Origin of the sequence: Gordonia namibiensis NBRC 108229 (genome assembly GCF_000298235.1) — a bacterium.
Classification (GTDB): domain Bacteria; phylum Actinomycetota; class Actinomycetes; order Mycobacteriales; family Mycobacteriaceae; genus Gordonia; species Gordonia namibiensis.
In genome coordinates this window covers 180192-194914 of record NZ_BAHE01000002.1, presented here as the reverse complement: position 1 = coordinate 194914, position 14723 = coordinate 180192, and the positions used below count along the sequence as shown (strand labels likewise).

Genomic DNA, 14723 nt, shown 5'->3' with positions numbered 1-14723 from the left:
CGAGTTGCACACCTTGCCATCCGGCCACGTAACCGCAGCTTTACGCATGTGTCGCTGGCAGCGGACGCATTCCAGTTGGCCGTCGGTTGCTTTGGGCCGGCCTCGGACTGTATTCCGTCGGCGGGGTTCAATCGTCGTCACTGATGATCCTCGCTCGGCGTGGGCGTACTGCCTTGTTGAGCTCGACGACGTTCTCGCGGCCAGCGCTGGCGGCCTTATTTCGGGCGTTGGCTGCGGTGACAGTCACGAGGTCCTCAGGGCCGCAGTCGAAGATGTCACACAGAGCTGCAATGAGCTTGAGGGAGACACGTTCGGGGCGCTGGTGCACTAGGCGGTAGACCTGCGGTCGCGAGAGCGTGATGCCACGCTCGTTGAGTCGGGGGATGAGGTCGGTGCTGTTGTGCATCTGGTGGTTGGCCATGAGTTCTGCGAGCCGCCAGGTGTAGTCGACGTCGCGCTTCATGATGCGCCACCTTTCTCGGTGGGGGAGAGTGCGGCATTGAGTGTTGCGTCGAGTGCGTTACGCAAGGTCCTCGTCCGGTAATCGCTGCTCACGCAGCTGTAGATTGCGGTGGTGGATGCGTGTTCATGACCCATTTGGTGCTGGACGAACATCGCATCCCAGCCATCCTCGAGCAGGTGGGTTGCGTATGACCGTCGAAACGAGTGGAGGTCGAGCCCTGGCGACAGGTCTAGATCGTCGCAGTATCTGCGGAAACGTCGAATCAGCGTGGTTTCTGAGACCAAGTTGCCGCGTTCACTGGGGAAGAGGTCAATGCCGTCGTCCATGTGGGCATGGCCGTTGGCGAGCCAGTCGGTGATGACCTCGGGGGTCCAGTCGAAGACAGTAAGTACGCCACGACGCTTTGGCGGCGACCCCTTCTTGGCCTTGCCGTATCGGACGTTGACCACCCCGAACTTGCCGAACTCCTTGGCATGAGGGTTTCGCGCGAAGTCGACGGTTTGCAGGTGCGCGAGTTCGTTGAAGCGAAGGCCGTAGGAGTAGGCGAGCTTGAACATCACGGAATCGCGGTAGGCCGGCAGCCACCCCTTGCGTCCCGATGCGGCGATCGTCGAGACCTGATCGTCGGCATGGTCGAAGAAGTCTTGAATCTCGCGCTTGGTGAATGCCCGCTTATCTGGCCTGGACTCGTTCTCTTGGACGTGCTGGGCAGTGTTCCAGTCGAAGAAGACCTGCGATGGATGGGTGCCGAATAGCTCCTCGCAGACGCGGTCCCAGCCGTAGTCGGGATTGCTGATGTATGAGCAGAACTGCCGCAGGCCGACCTGGTAGGCGCGGATGGAGGACTGGGAGAGACTGTGGATCGATCTGAGATCGCCGAAGAACTCGTCGACCATCGCAACTGTCCAGGACCACGGGTGCTCATTCGAGTGATCGATGAACCGTTCGACCTGCTTGATGCGGGCATCGATGGTCTCGAACCGGAGGTTGCGGCTGAGCTGCTGGTTGCGCCATCCCTGCAGCATCTCTGCGATGGTCTGTTCCTCGGGATGCAGCGGCCGGACAGCACTGACGAGATAGGCGCGTCCAACATCGTCAACCGCCATCGGCACCTCCAGGCCGTGTCTCATCTGATGCATCAATGATTCATCTGATGCATCATCAAGTCAAGACCCCAGGTCAACGGATCGTGGATCGGTTGGTTGCCACGCCACAGGCTTAGGCTCTCGTGGCGTCGTGGAACCTTCGATGCTCCGAATGTCGCTGTGTAGCAGTTGGGTTGGCGCTTGCGGGGGCAAGGTTGGAGGAGTGCGCGAGTTGATGCATCTGATGCAATATGCAGTACTTTAGTTGACATAATGTATCTTATCGGCACTTAACTAGGACGAGTTGAGCGGTCTCTTGCAGCCCCAGCATCTCGTGTTCGACGCCCAGCTGGGCAGCTGGCACAAATACCGGCGAGCTCTGTCGGCCTGTTCCGCAACTGGTTTCGATCGCCGGCACGCGGTGGCGTGGTTTGTCGGGTCGATCCTCGGTCGAGGTGCATAGCGACGCTCACCGAAGTCCTCTTTCGTTGTCGATCGCGTCGCATTCCTGGCGGCTAGCCCCCTTTCTCCTATAAGCAGCTCACCCTCAATAAAACGTCACAGTGACGAATAGCTGAACTTCAATGCCCCTTCAGAATCGCATTGTCTAAGCTGCTGTCGGACGTCCTGCCTGTGAGTGTCACGGCACCCCGTGGTCATCATGGCTGTGGAGGCCCATCGCCACCGCGCTGGCCCAACGGCACACGGTCTACCTCTGGGACATGCCTGGCTACGGAGAATCCTCGAAATTCGACGGCCAGGACGTGTCCCTCGCCGTCCAGGGCGATGCTCTGGCCGCACTGGTTGATTCATGGGGCCTCGATCGACCCATCGTCATCGCACACGACTACGGCGGCGCGGTGAGCCTGCGGGCGCACCTTCTTCACAACACCGTATTCCGAGCGCTGGCGTTGGTTGATGTGGTAGCCCTAAGTCCCTGGGGCTCACCATTTTTCCGACTCGTAGCCGACAATGCTGACGTATTCGCGCAACTACCCGCGGCCCTACACCAAGCATTGGTCCGTGAGTACGTCGCCGGCGCCGCGCACCGCCCGATTCGCGACCTCGACCACGACGCGCTCGTCCGCCCCTGGCTCGGCGACGACGGTCAGGCCGCGTTCTATCGACAGATAGAGCAGGCCGACGAGCGTTACACCCGCGACATCGAGCACCGCTACGACCAGCTCGCACTTCCGGTTCTCATAGTGTGGGGTGAACGGGATACCTGGATTCCTCTCGACCGGGCGCACATGCTCGCGGGCACCATCCCCGGCGCCGAACTCCGCATCGTCCCTGAAGCGGGCCACCTCATCCAGCTGGACGCCCCTGAACGCCTCACCGGCATACTGCTGGATTGGCTCGCCCGACTCCCTCACTAAGTTGAGTTGTTTCATCACGACGTCTCGATGTACGCAAAGAAAGTTCACGCGTGACCGTGGATTGGTTCGGACCCAGTCGTGCTAGTCTCATCAGCAACATCAGTAACATGAGCACCACGATCTGGAGTGCCCCGAATGCCCGTGCCGTACGGCCACAGCAAGCGCCGACGACTCGGCATCCGAACAATGCTGACCACGGCGGCCACCGCCGCCGCCCTTGTCGGCGGACTCGTCCATGCCGGCGCGGCCCAGGCAGCCGACGGGCATCCGTACGTCAATCTCGGTGACAGCTACAGCGCGGGCGCATCGGTATTTCCCCAGGCGACGAATGCGGCGATGTTCTGCTCCAACTCGCTCGTCAACTACTCCCACCTCGTCGCAGAGCGACGCGGGACCCCGGTTGTCGATGCCAGTTGCTCAGGCGCGACGACCGAGGATCTGACTCGGCCGCAACACTTGTGGCAGGGACCGCAGATCAAGGCGGTAGGACCGGCGACCCGCCTGATCACCTTGACGATCGGCGCGAACAACAACGGGTTCTTCAGTTTCGCGACGTCGGCCTGCCAGCAGGCCTGGCTGTCGGCGCCGTTGTCGGCCACCCCGTGCCGCGACAGGTACGGCACCTCATTTGTGGACAAGATCAAGTCCTCGACCTATCCCGACCTCGTGAAAGCGTTGCGCGGCATCAACCGCGCCGCGCCGCGGGCCCGCGTGGTCCTCGTCGGGTATCCGCAGATCTTCCCGGCCAAGGGCACTGCCCTCTGCTCGGCGTCGTTGCTCACGACGCCCGGAGATACCGCATACCTTCACCGTGCCTTTGTCGTCCTCAACGACGCCATGCGCCGCGCCGCCGCAACCACACGGGCCACCTTCGTCGACATGACCAAGGTCTCCGCCGGCCACGACGCATGCGCGGGCGCTCGGCGGTGGGTCGAGCCGACGTTGGGTGCGGTCAGCTTCCCGGCGATGCACGCCAATGAACTCGGTCAGAAGGCGATGGCCGACCAGGTCGTGGCCGCACTGCGCTGAGGGCCTCTCCGAGCACCTACTCGCCCAGTCTTGCCGATCGGGCGGCATGTCGGTCCCGACGTCTCACCGCTACGTTCCCTGCCCTTTCGGACAGCCCACCACCTGACCAACCTGGTTGCAACGTTGCTCGCCTTAATGTCAGGCGTCACGTTTACGGATCAGTATGGCCTGGGTAACTGGGTCCAGGTCCTGTCCCGAGGAGGCCGGTCATGGCTATCGACGAATCTCAGAGTCCGCACCACCACATCGGTGGCGTGGACAGTCACGCGGAGTCGGCGGACTATCTCGCCAAGCGGCAGCTCAAGGGCGGCACCGCCGGTTGGCTGCTGCTCGCCGGTCTAGGTGTGAGTTACGTGGTCTCCGGCGACTATTCGGGCTGGAACTTCGGTCTCGGACACGGCGGCTTCGGCGGTCTCGCGATCGCCGCGGTCGTGATCGCCGCTATGTACCTGTGTCTGGTACTGGGAATGGCCGAGCTGTCCTCGGCTTTGCCTGCGGCCGGCGGTGGTTACACCTTCGCCCGTCGCGCACTCGGCCCATGGGGTGGATTCGCCACGGGCACTGCGATTTTGATCGAGTATTCGATTGCCCCTGCGGCGATCGCGACATTCATCGGCGCCTACGTCGAGTCGTTGAACCTGTTCGGGATCACCGACGGCTGGTGGGTGTATCTGGTCGTCTACATGATCTTCATCGGGATCCACCTGTCCGGCGCAGGTGAGGCTTTGAAGGTGATGTTCGCGATCACCGCCATCGCGTTGGTCGGTCTGATCATCTTCGCCATCACCGCCATCGGACACTTCGACGTCGCCAACCTCACCGACATCGCACCCAACGACGCCGCCGGGTCGTCGTCCTTCCTGCCGTTCGGCTACATCGGTATCTGGGCGGCCATTCCGTTCGCGATCTGGTTCTTCCTGGCGATCGAAGGTGTACCGCTGGCGGCCGAAGAGACCGCCAATCCCGAACGCAATGTTCCGCGGGGCATCATCGCCGCGATCAGCGTCCTGCTCGTCACCTGCGTGACCGTGCTGTTCCTCACGACCGGCGCGGGTGGTGCCGGTCCGATGTCGGAGTCGGGGAACCCGTTGGTCGAGGCTCTGGGCGACTCGTCGATGGCCAAGGTGGTCAACTACATCGGACTCGCCGGTCTGGTGGCGAGCTTCTTCTCGATCATCTACGCCTACTCGCGCCAGTTGTTCGCACTCTCCCGAGCCGGCTACCTGCCGACGGTGTTGTCGGTGACCAACCGACGCAAGGCGCCCACGCTCGCACTGATCGTGCCCGGGGTCATCGGCTTCCTGCTGTCACTGACCGGCAAGGGCGACCTCCTGCTGAACATGGCCGTCTTCGGTGCCGCGTCGAGTTACGTGCTGATCATGGTCAGCCACATCGTTCTCCGTCGCCGCGAGCCGGACATGAAGCGCCCGTACCGCACCCCCGGCGGCGTCGTGACCACCGGCTTCGCCCTCGTCGTCGCGGTCATCGCGGTCATCGCCACGTTCCTCGTCGACGTGGTGGCGGCCTTGTGTTGCCTCGGGGTGTTCGCCCTGTTCATGCTCTACTTCGCCGTGTACAGCCGCCACAAGCTCGTCGCCAACTCTCCCGACGAGGAGTTCGCTGCCCTCGCCGAGGCGGAGGACGACCTGCGATGATCTACACCCAGTCGATCTCGGGTACCACCTACACCTTCGACGGGTTGGTCGAACTCATGGCCAAGGCCACTCCACGCCGCTCCGGCGACGAACTCGCCGGGTGTGCCGCCGAGTCCGATGCCGAACGGGCCGCTGCGGCATGGCAACTCGCCGATCTACCGTTGACAGCCTTCCTCGAGGAGCAAGTCGTCCCGTATGAGTCCGACGAGGTCACCCGACTGATCATCGACACCCACGACCGGGTGGCGTTCCAGTCGATCGCGCATCTTACCGTCGGCGGATTGCGCGACTGGTTCCTCGAAACCTCGACTCGCGCAGACAGTGCCGATCAGATCGCCGCTGTGGCACCAGGGCTGACCCCGGAAATGGTCGCCGCCGTGTCGAAGATCATGCGCAACCAGGACCTGATCCTGGTTGCCGCGGCCGCGACGGTCACCGCAGGCTTCCGCACCACGGTCGGTCTCCCAGGGCGCATCGCCACCCGACTGCAACCCAACCATCCGACCGACGATCCGCGCGGTATCGCGGCAGCGACTCTGGACGGATTGCTGATGGGCTGCGGAGACGCGGTGATCGGCATCAACCCGGCTACCGACTCACCTCACGCCACGTCGGAGTTGCTGTACCTGCTCGACGACATCCGGCAGCGCTTCGGGATCCCGATGCAATCCTGCGTCCTATCCCACGTCACCACCACCGTGGACCTCATCGAGAAAGGCGCACCGGTCGACCTCGTCTTCCAGTCGATCGCCGGAACCGAAGGCGCCAACCGAAGTTTCGGGATCGACATGGCGATCCTGCGGGAAGCCAACGAAGCCGGCCGATCCCTGAAGCGAGGCACCGTCGGGGACAACGTGATGTACCTCGAGACCGGGCAGGGCTCCGCGCTGTCGGCGAATGCGCATCTCGGCACCGGCGGCAAACCCGTAGATCAACAGACCCTGGAAACACGGGCATACGCGGTGGCGCGAGTTCTCGAACCACTCCTGATCAACACCGTTGTCGGGTTCATCGGACCCGAGTACCTCTACGACGGGAAACAGATCATCCGCGCCGGTCTCGAAGACCACTTCTGCGGCAAGATCCTCGGCCTCCCGATGGGGGTCGACGTCTGCTACACCAACCATGCCGAAGCAGACCAAGACGACATGGACACACTGCTGACCCTTCTGGGCGTCGCCGGCGCGGCGTTCGTCATCGCCGTCCCCGGCGCCGACGACGTCATGCTCGGCTACCAAAGTCTGTCCTTCCACGACGCGCTCTACGTGCGTCAGGCACTCGGCCTCCGACCCGCTCCCGAATTCGAGACCTGGCTGGCGGGGCTCGGGATGGCCGACACCGATGGGCGGATCCTGCCGGTCGACGTGGTTAACTCTCCCTTGCGTTCGCTGACGGTGGCCCGATGAACGCCGCCGATCAACCGGCCGAGGACCATTGGGCCGACCTACGACTGACCACCCAGGCGCGGATCGGCCTGGGCCGGGCCGGGAATTCACTCCCCTCGCGTCGAGTACTGGAGTTCAAGGCTGCTCATTCCGCTGCGCGCGACGCCGTGCACGAACCTCTCGACGTCGACGACCTGACCCGGCAGATCAGCGAACTCGACATGGAACCAGCACTGCATGTGCAGAGCCGGGCCGATTCCCGCGGCGAGTACCTGAGGCGACCGGATCTCGGACGGCAGCCCGCGGACCTGTCTCATCTGCCCGACACCGGCGCCGACCTCGCCATCGTGCTGGCCGACGGACTCTCACCGCGCGCACTCGCCGACCACGGACGGGGACTGCTCGACGCGCTCCTCGACACCCTCGGCGAGCGCTACTCGCTCGCTCCCCCGGTGATCGCGACCCAGGCCCGGGTCGCACTCGGCGACCACATCGGCGAAGCCCTCCGTGCCCAGACGATGATCATGATCATCGGCGAACGCCCCGGGCTCTCGGTCGCCGACAGTCTCGGCATCTACCTCACCCATCTCCCGCAAGCGGGACGCCATGACGCTGACCGCAACTGCATCTCCAACATCCACCCGCCCGACGGTCTCGACTACACGACCGCCGCCGCGATCACCGCGGCCCTGGTGGACGGCGCCCGCAAACTCGGGAGATCCGGAGTCGCGCTCAAGGACACCTCACGCGACCAACTCGCGGACAGTGACGCGCGCATTCTGGACGGCTAGATACCGTCTGGGCGACCCATGACAGTCGCCGTCGTCGACTGTCATGGGTCGCGGCGAAGACATCGTCGCCCTTTGCGGAGGTCATCGAGGCGGCGGCGTCCTCGGAAGATCGTCCTCCGGACCACCCGTCGGAGTGAGGGTGCAACCCCGCTGCAGAACGAAAAGCCATGTGCCGTAGTCTTTTCTCACGTGAATTCCGCTGCTGACGATGCTTTCATGACCGACCTCACTTCGCATGTTTGCGTGTGGTGCTCGTCCACCGAGGACATCGCCGAACTCCGTGGCGAACCGCGCTGCGGGCGTTGCCGCACTGCAGAACAGACCATCGCTGCGGCCCGCGAGTTCGTCGGCCTGTACGGTCTGCGGCCCCTGGGTGGATCGCTCGCCTCCGAGGACGAGGAGGAACACGAACACCGCGTGGCCGCGCGCGAGGCCCGGGTGCTGCTGAACCAGACCCGCTCGCAGACGCCTACGCGCAGCAAGTCCAAGCCGGGACAGCGCGTCGCGACCCGCACCGCGACCAACGCGCCGAAGGCGAGCAGCAAGACGCCGGCCCCCAAGACCCAGAACGACAAGTCCGGGGTCACCCGGCCGGACCGGGCCGAACTCATGAGCCGCGCCAAGAACCTGCTGGCGCAGCTCGCCGAGATCGAGGAACGCCTGACGGTCGCGCAGAAGGACTCCGGCTTGAGTGGCAAGGCCAAGGTGTCGGACCTGACCGCGAAGCGGGATTCGATCCTGCGAACGCTCGCCGCTCTGGAGAAGGCGAACCGGGCGCTGGAGCCGGCCTGACACTCTCCACGGCAGTGGCCCACGGGCCGGAAACCGCTGCGTCGCAACCCGTTCGGATGCCCCTTCGCGACAAATGGCCCGGGGTCGCCGGTGAAACACGCCGATTGCGCACTGGTCGGTTCCCCTGGGTGGTCGTCGACGACGCGTAGCATTTGGGTCGCACCTGCAGCAGCGCGGGACCGCCCAGGGGCGGCGCGTGCCGCCTGCCCCGCGTTCCGAGAGGAATCGCGCGATGACCGCGAACCAGCGCGACCACGAGGACGATCGACGCGCGGCCGGTCGCGCGGACGGCCCCCTCGAACAGCAGCTCGAGGAGAGTTTCGACGAAGTCGTGACCGAGGGCACCGAACGCCTGTACCGGGCGGTGCGCACAGTGCTCATCACCGGCTTCTTCGGCGGGCTGGAGGTCGGACTCGGTGTCATGGCGATGCTGGCCGTCGTCCACGAGACAGGCAGCCACCTCTTGGGCGGCCTCGCCTTCAGTATCGGACTCATCGCGATCTACCTCGCGCACAGCGAGCTGTTCACCGAGGACTTCCTGATGCCCATCGCCGCGGTGGTGGCGCGTAAGGGATCTGTCCTTCAGCTGATCAAGCTCTGGGTCGGTACGCTGCTGGCCAACCTCCTCGGCGGCTGGGTCATCATGTGGCTCATCACGCGATCGTTTCCGGAATGGAACGAGACGCTGTCAGAGTCGGCACATCACTTCGTCGACGCACCGTTGTCGTTGCAGAGCATCTGCCTGGCGGTCCTCGGTGGAGCCGTCATGACCCTGCTGACCCGGATGCAGCAGGGTACGTCGTCCGACCCGGCCAAGATCGCGGCGACTGTCGGAACAGCGTTTCTGCTCGCGGGTCTACAGCTGTTCCATTCCGTCCTCGACTCGCTGCTCATCTTCGGTGCGATCCAGGTCGGCGGCGGCGTCACCGTCGTCGGCTGGTTGTCGTGGTTCTGGTACACCGTGGCGTTCAACATCATCGGTGGAATCGTCTTGGTGACGGCCCTGCGTTTGCTCCGGACCAAGGAACTGGTCGAGCAGGAACGCCAAGCGCCCGGGCCCGACTCGGATCGCAATGACGTGCCCTCGGAGAAGAAGGAGAGCTAACCGGTCGACGGTGTGTCCGCGAGCTCGACCGCCCGACGCAGCGTCTCCCGGTCGACGACATCGCCGGCACTCATCGGCTCGGTCAGGACGCCCGATTCGGTCGCGATGTCGATCATGAACCCGACGCTGTCTTCGGAGAGCCCGCCGTCCTCGGTCCAGAACGGATACTTCTGGATGAGGTCGTAGAGCTCTCGAAGCGACTGTTCGGACGGAGGTTCGTCAACGTACTCGCCGACCGCCGCTCGGAACAGTGCGAAGTCGCTCTTCAGTGTCGTCATCGCCCGCAGTGTGGTGGCACAGTACCGCGCGGCCAGTTCTCGGTTCTGTGCGAGCCAGTCCGCCCGGCGGCCTGGGCCACCTTGATGAAACCCGGGGCGTTGTCGTAGAGAGTGGCGATCAACACCGGTCGGTTCACCGTTGATCGGGCGGCGTCGAACTGCGTGTCGTGAATGACGGTGGCGTCGAGCTGTCCGGTGGCCCAGGCTTTGGTTCGGGCGTTTGCGCTTTCGATGATTCGCGGATTCGGGATCTCGTGGACGTCACGGGGCTCACCGATGCCGCTCAACAGCGCATTCAGGACGATGGCCCCTGCGCCGCCCGGGCTGTCGACACCCACCCGAGTCGATGGTTCGAACAGTTGGCCGGCCGTGTCCACACCATCGGCGCCGGCCAGGACGAAGTCGTCCATGCTGACGTACGGGCAGAACACCTTCAGATCCTTGCCCTGCTCCCGCGCATCGAGAATCGCCGAGAACGATGTTGCGAGAACCTCGGCATCGCCGTCGGACAAGGTCTTCACCGCGTCGGTGTGAGTGCCGGTGATCGTCACGTTCCCGTCGACGCTGAGGTCCAGCCCGGAATCGCGTCCGTACTCCCCGACGCCGTAGACCAGCGGTATCTGCGACGCCGGCGGGGGCGAACCCAGCACGATCCGCAGCGACTCCCCTGTGCTCGCCTCGGTGGGCTGGGCGCAGGCGGTCCCGACGGCCGCCAGCCCGCTGACGGTGATGGCCGCGAGCACGCGCGTCGTTCGGCTCCGGCGAATCCTGGCTGACATCGGTACCTCTTCCGCAGTGTCCGATAGTTCCGCAGCAGTGCATCTGCGGACTCGCCCGTGCGGAGACACCCGATTCCCTCGGCATTGGGTTCTGGTGAACATACGTCAGCGCGACGCCGCGGGTGGGCAATCCGGAAGAAGTCGAATCGTCGTGCGACACAGAAGTTCAGGCGGATGATCCGCGATGAGCGCCATCGGCGGTCGGTGTCAGGCGAGCGGCGCCTTGAGTCCGTGCAGAATCGTGCCGATGAGCCGATCGAAGTAGTTCTCGCGTTCGGCGTCGGGCAACAGTCCCAACGGTCCCTTGATGCAGAGCTCGGCGAAACCGTGAACCGCTGCCCAGCAGACGATCTCGGAGTCCGGGCGGCGTTCGGTCGGGATCTCCCCCACAGCCACCATCTCGTCGAGGACGCTGTGGAGGATGGCGTATGGGCCGTCGCGGCGCGCCGACACGTCGGGGTTGACGCCCGGTCGGGAGAACTCGGCGTGAAAAGCGACCTGGAACAGATGCGGTTCGTCGATTGCGAACAGGGCATAGGCTCGCGCGGTCTCGCGGAATCGGGACCGCGCGACCACCTCGGGTGCCTGGTCGTCGGGAACCGTCGCGATCCGCTGACGCATCAGATCGGCGAGTGTTGCGAGGGCGCGGTCGGCAATCGACGTCATCAGCTCCTGACGATCGGCGAAATGCCGATAGGCGGCGTTGTGGGAAACGCCGGCGCGCCGCGCCACCTCGCGAATGGTCACCTTCTCGGGAGCACTGCTGCGAGCCAGCTCCCAGGCCTCGTCGATGAGGGCATTGCGAAGGTTGCCGTGGTGATAGGTGGTGCGCTCCGATGCCATGGCGGTCACTCTACCGAGGTTGCGCGAGTCCCCCGACCTGGGTGAACCCGCCACGACCTCCTTTCATGCCAATGGATGTTGACAGAGACAACATCGTGGTTCATTCTATGTTGACACTGCCAACACCTAGTGGTGACCGTCACAGCCCAGGGCGGTATTCGAGGAGGAACTCATGGCCACCGTCACCTTCATCACCTACGACGGAGAGAAGCAGGAAGTCCCGTTCGTCGAGGGTCAGAACCTGATGCAGGTCGCGACCGACAACGCGGTGTCGGGAATCGACGGCGACTGCGGCGGCGACGCTGCCTGCGGCACCTGCCACGTGATGATCGACCAACAGTGGGCCGCCGCGACCGGCAGTCGCAACGCCACCGAAGCGCAGATGCTCGAGATGAATCCCGACTGTCAGGAGAACTCGCGACTGTCGTGTCAGATCGCACTCTCCGCCGAACACGACGGTCTCGTCGTCAATCTTCCCGAATTCCAGTTCTGAACCGATCGGAGAACCACTGATGCAGATCCTCGACCGCGTCGTTGAGACGGTGCAGGCGAACATCCCGTTGGACCGTCAGGTTCAGGGCCTCCAGCTCTTCCACAAGACCCGCGCTCGGCTGCTCGGCGAGACGCGGCCGGAATCCTATGTGGAGAAGCCCATCCCGCCGGTGGACGAAGTCGGTCTGGACGAGATCGACATGAGCAACCCGTTCATGTACCGGCAGGGTCAGTGGATTCCCTACTTCGCCCGCCTTCGCGACGAGGCGCCGGTCCACTATCAGGCGAACAGTCGTTTCGGCCCGTTCTGGTCGGTGACCCGGTACGACGACATCCTCACCGTCGACAAGGAGCATGAAACCTTCTCGGCCGAACCCTTCATCGTGATCGGCACTCCCCCACCGGGTCTCGACGTCGAGATGTTCATCGCGATGGACCCGCCCCGACACGACGAGCAGCGCCGGGCGGTTCAGGGCGTCGTGGCACCGAAAAACCTCAAGGAGATGGAAGGGCTGATCCGGGAACGCGTGTGCGAGGTTCTCGACAACCTTCCCGTCGGCGAACCGTTCAACTGGGTCGATCGGGTCTCGGTCGAGATCACGGCGCGGACGCTCGCGACGATCCTCGACTTCCCGTACGACGAACGCCGTAAGCTGGTTCGCTGGTCCGACCTGGCGGCCGGCAGCGAGGAGGCGACCGGCGGCAGCAGCGATCCCGATGTCGTGTTCCAGGCCGCTCTGGAGATGGTCCGCGCGTTCGCGGAACTGTGGCATGACAAGGCGGCGCGTCTGGAGGCCGGGGAGGCACCGGGATTCGATCTCATCAGCATGCTGCAGTCCAATGAGAAGACCAAGGACCTGGTGAAGCGGCCGATGGAGTTCATCGGCAATCTGACGCTGCTGATCGTCGGCGGAAACGACACCACGCGCAACTCGATGTCGGGCGGTGTCTACGCACTGAACAAGTTCCCCGGCGAATTCGACAAGCTCAAGGCCGACCCGAGCCTCATCCCCAACATGGTCTCGGAGATCATCCGCTGGCAGACGCCGCTGGCCTACATGCGGCGGGTCGCCACGAAGGACACCATCCTCAACGGGCAGTTCATCCGCAAGGGCGACAAGCTGGTGATGTGGTACGCCTCGGGCAACCGGGACGAGAGCAAGTTCGAGCGTGCCGACGAGCTCATCATCGACCGCCCGAATGCGCGGAACCACATGGCCTTCGGCTACGGCGTGCACCGATGCATGGGCAACCGTCTCGCCGAACTGCAGCTCCGGATCCTCTGGGAGGAACTGCTGCAGCGCTTCGACGACATCAAGGTGCTCGAAGAGCCCGAGTACGTGCAGTCCAACTTCGTCCGTGGGTACAGCAAGCTGATGGTCGAACTCACGCCCAAGACACCGTCATGACCTCGGGACGTGCCGTCGTGATCGGCGCCAGCCATGCCGGTGCCCAACTGAGTGCCCAGCTGCGGTCGTCGGGTTGGGACGGCGACATCGTCCTGATCGGCGACGAGCCGTACCTGCCCTACCACCGGCCGCCGATGTCCAAGACGTACCTTGCGGACACCGTCGGGATCGATGACCTGCTGATCCGCGGAACCGAGTTCTACGACAAGCAGAACATCCGGGTTCGTCGTGCCCGGGTAGAACGCATCGATCGTGCCGAGCAGCGCGTTGTCCTGAGCGATGGTGAGTCGCTGTCGTATGACCGACTCGCCCTGTGTACCGGTGCCCGCCCTGTGCGCCTGGGGATTCCGGGAGCCGAACTCCGTGGCGTGTACTACCTGCGGACCGCCGAGGACGTCGAGGCGATCCGCGCCGACGTTCCGGGCAGCAGGCGCGCCGTGATCGTGGGCGGTGGCTACATCGGTCTCGAAACTGCGGCTTCGCTGCGCAAACTCGGTCTCGACGTCACCGTTGTCGAGGCCGCCGACCGTGTTCTGCAGCGGGTCACCGCACCGGAGGTCTCCGACTTCTTCCGTCGGATCCACGAAGCCGAGGGTGTCCACATCAGAACCGATGCCGCCGTCGTCGGCTTCGAGGGCGACGACGGAACCGGTCGCGTGGCCGCGGTGCGCCTCGCCGACGGCGAGATGGTCCCGGCGGACTTCGTGATCGTCGGGATCGGTGTCCGCCCGAATGTCGAGTTGGCGCACGAGGCCGGGCTCGCCGTCGACGACGGCATCGTCGTCGACGCGCAGGGGCGCACCAGCGATCCTCGGATCACCGCGGCCGGCGACTGCGTCACGTATCACGATGTGCGGTACGGGAAGACTCGGCTCGAGTCGGTACCCAGTGCCGGCGAGCAGGCCAAGGTCGCCGCGGCCACCATGTGCGGCAAAGAGACGACGATCTCGGCCCTTCCGTGGTTCTGGTCAGATCAGTACGATCTCAAGCTGCAGATCGCCGGACTCAACACCGGGTACGACACCGTCGTCCTCCGCGGAGACCCGACAACGGACCGCGAGTTCGCCTGCTTCTACCTGCGGGCGGGAGAACTCATCGCGGCCGACTGCGTCAATCGCCCGCAAGAGTTCATGTTCAGCAAACGCGTTCTGGCACAGAGTCTGCCGGTCGACCGCGATGCACTCGCCGACCTCGACGTACCGATCGCGTCGCAACTCGCTGCGGTCCGAAGTTAAACC

Annotated in this window: 14 protein-coding genes and 1 pseudogene; 10 read left to right on the top strand and 5 right to left on the bottom strand. The window is 64.3% G+C overall.

The genetic code is table 11. The annotated features are described in order from the left end of the window. Positions 1-127: 127 nt before the first annotated feature. A complete protein-coding gene (locus tag GONAM_RS01110) occupies positions 128-463 on the bottom strand; it encodes a helix-turn-helix domain-containing protein (RefSeq protein WP_006864928.1) in 336 nt (111 codons plus the stop codon). Then, a complete protein-coding gene (locus GONAM_RS01105; protein ID WP_006864927.1) occupies positions 460-1569 on the bottom strand; it encodes a tyrosine-type recombinase/integrase in 1110 nt (369 codons plus the stop codon). Before GONAM_RS01105 ends, GONAM_RS01110 begins: the two co-directional genes overlap by 4 nt. Positions 1570-2198: 629 nt before the next feature. On the opposite strand from GONAM_RS01105, the pseudogene GONAM_RS01100 reads away from it, so the two are divergent. The 7 genes and pseudogenes from GONAM_RS01100 to GONAM_RS01070 all read left to right on the top strand — a co-directional run. Further along, positions 2199-2927: pseudogene (locus GONAM_RS01100) on the top strand (alpha/beta fold hydrolase); the annotation flags it as partial. 135 nt (positions 2928-3062) lie between these two features. Further along, positions 3063-3956 carry an SGNH/GDSL hydrolase family protein gene (locus tag GONAM_RS01095; protein WP_006864925.1) on the top strand — a complete coding sequence of 298 codons (894 nt, stop codon included), beginning with the start codon at positions 3063-3065 and terminating at the stop codon, positions 3954-3956. 209 nt (positions 3957-4165) lie between these two features. Beyond that, positions 4166-5611, top strand: coding sequence for an ethanolamine permease (eat, locus tag GONAM_RS01090; protein ID WP_006864924.1), 1446 nt, complete (start codon positions 4166-4168; stop codon positions 5609-5611). After that, positions 5608-7017, top strand: coding sequence for an ethanolamine ammonia-lyase subunit EutB (locus tag GONAM_RS01085; protein ID WP_006864923.1), 1410 nt, complete (start codon positions 5608-5610; stop codon positions 7015-7017). Before eat ends, GONAM_RS01085 begins: the two co-directional genes overlap by 4 nt. Beyond that, a complete protein-coding gene (gene eutC, locus GONAM_RS01080) occupies positions 7014-7787 on the top strand; it encodes an ethanolamine ammonia-lyase subunit EutC (RefSeq protein ID WP_006864922.1) in 774 nt (257 codons plus the stop codon). The genes GONAM_RS01085 and eutC overlap by 4 nt, the downstream gene beginning before the upstream one ends. 216 nt (positions 7788-8003) lie before the next feature. Further along, entirely contained in the window at positions 8004-8579 is a 576-nt protein-coding gene (locus GONAM_RS01075; RefSeq protein ID WP_006864921.1) for a hypothetical protein, read from the top strand. Between the two features lie 232 nt (positions 8580-8811). Then, a complete protein-coding gene (locus GONAM_RS01070; RefSeq protein WP_006864920.1) occupies positions 8812-9684 on the top strand; it encodes a formate/nitrite transporter family protein in 873 nt (290 codons plus the stop codon). On the opposite strand, the gene GONAM_RS01065 is transcribed toward GONAM_RS01070, so the two are convergent. The 3 genes from GONAM_RS01065 to GONAM_RS01055 all read right to left on the bottom strand — a co-directional run bounded on the left by GONAM_RS01065 (position 9681) and on the right by GONAM_RS01055 (position 11584). Next, complete coding sequence (locus GONAM_RS01065; RefSeq protein WP_006864919.1) at positions 9681-9962, bottom strand: MoaD/ThiS family protein; 282 nt, start codon at positions 9960-9962, stop codon at positions 9681-9683. The two genes, GONAM_RS01070 and GONAM_RS01065, sit on opposite strands and share 4 nt — an antisense overlap. Beyond that, entirely contained in the window at positions 9959-10513 is a 555-nt protein-coding gene (locus GONAM_RS22180; RefSeq protein WP_157159113.1) for a substrate-binding domain-containing protein, read from the bottom strand. Before GONAM_RS22180 ends, GONAM_RS01065 begins: the two co-directional genes overlap by 4 nt. A 435-nt stretch (positions 10514-10948) precedes the next feature. After that, positions 10949-11584, bottom strand: a complete 636-nt coding sequence (locus GONAM_RS01055; RefSeq protein ID WP_040534919.1) for a TetR/AcrR family transcriptional regulator — start codon at positions 11582-11584, stop codon at positions 10949-10951. A gap of 172 nt (positions 11585-11756) precedes the next feature. Here GONAM_RS01055 and GONAM_RS01050 point away from each other — a divergent pair, with 172 nt between their 5' ends. From GONAM_RS01050 to GONAM_RS01040, 3 genes are read left to right on the top strand one after another with little or no spacing between them, the layout of a single operon-like run. Next, on the top strand, positions 11757-12077 hold the full coding sequence (locus GONAM_RS01050) for a 2Fe-2S iron-sulfur cluster-binding protein (protein WP_006864916.1): 321 nt from the start codon (positions 11757-11759) through the stop codon (positions 12075-12077). 19 nt (positions 12078-12096) lie between these two features. Continuing rightward, positions 12097-13485: a cytochrome P450 gene (locus GONAM_RS01045; RefSeq protein ID WP_006864915.1), complete on the top strand. Its 1389-nt coding sequence runs from the start codon at positions 12097-12099 to the stop codon at positions 13483-13485. Then, entirely contained in the window at positions 13482-14720 is a 1239-nt protein-coding gene (locus tag GONAM_RS01040; protein WP_006864914.1) for an NAD(P)/FAD-dependent oxidoreductase, read from the top strand. Before GONAM_RS01045 ends, GONAM_RS01040 begins: the two co-directional genes overlap by 4 nt. The last annotated feature ends 3 nt before the right edge of the window (positions 14721-14723 follow it).

Bases quoted from the DNA above. Each gene is read 5' to 3' on its own strand.
- GONAM_RS01110 (WP_006864928.1), bottom strand. From the start codon at position 463: ATGAAGCGCGACGTCGACTACACCTGGCGGCTCGCAGAACTCATGGCC.
- GONAM_RS01105 (WP_006864927.1), bottom strand. From the start codon at position 1,569: ATGGCGGTTGACGATGTTGGACGCGCCTATCTCGTCAGTGCTGTCCGG.
- GONAM_RS01095 (WP_006864925.1), top strand. From the start codon at position 3,063: ATGCCCGTGCCGTACGGCCACAGCAAGCGCCGACGACTCGGCATCCGA.
- eat (WP_006864924.1), top strand. From the start codon at position 4,166: ATGGCTATCGACGAATCTCAGAGTCCGCACCACCACATCGGTGGCGTG.
- GONAM_RS01085 (WP_006864923.1), top strand. From the start codon at position 5,608: ATGATCTACACCCAGTCGATCTCGGGTACCACCTACACCTTCGACGGG.
- eutC (WP_006864922.1), top strand. From the start codon at position 7,014: ATGAACGCCGCCGATCAACCGGCCGAGGACCATTGGGCCGACCTACGA.
- GONAM_RS01075 (WP_006864921.1), top strand. From the start codon at position 8,004: ATGACCGACCTCACTTCGCATGTTTGCGTGTGGTGCTCGTCCACCGAG.
- GONAM_RS01070 (WP_006864920.1), top strand. From the start codon at position 8,812: ATGACCGCGAACCAGCGCGACCACGAGGACGATCGACGCGCGGCCGGT.
- GONAM_RS01065 (WP_006864919.1), bottom strand. From the start codon at position 9,962: ATGACGACACTGAAGAGCGACTTCGCACTGTTCCGAGCGGCGGTCGGC.
- GONAM_RS01055 (WP_040534919.1), bottom strand. From the start codon at position 11,584: ATGGCATCGGAGCGCACCACCTATCACCACGGCAACCTTCGCAATGCC.
- GONAM_RS01050 (WP_006864916.1), top strand. From the start codon at position 11,757: ATGGCCACCGTCACCTTCATCACCTACGACGGAGAGAAGCAGGAAGTC.
- GONAM_RS01045 (WP_006864915.1), top strand. From the start codon at position 12,097: ATGCAGATCCTCGACCGCGTCGTTGAGACGGTGCAGGCGAACATCCCG.
- GONAM_RS01040 (WP_006864914.1), top strand. From the start codon at position 13,482: ATGACCTCGGGACGTGCCGTCGTGATCGGCGCCAGCCATGCCGGTGCC.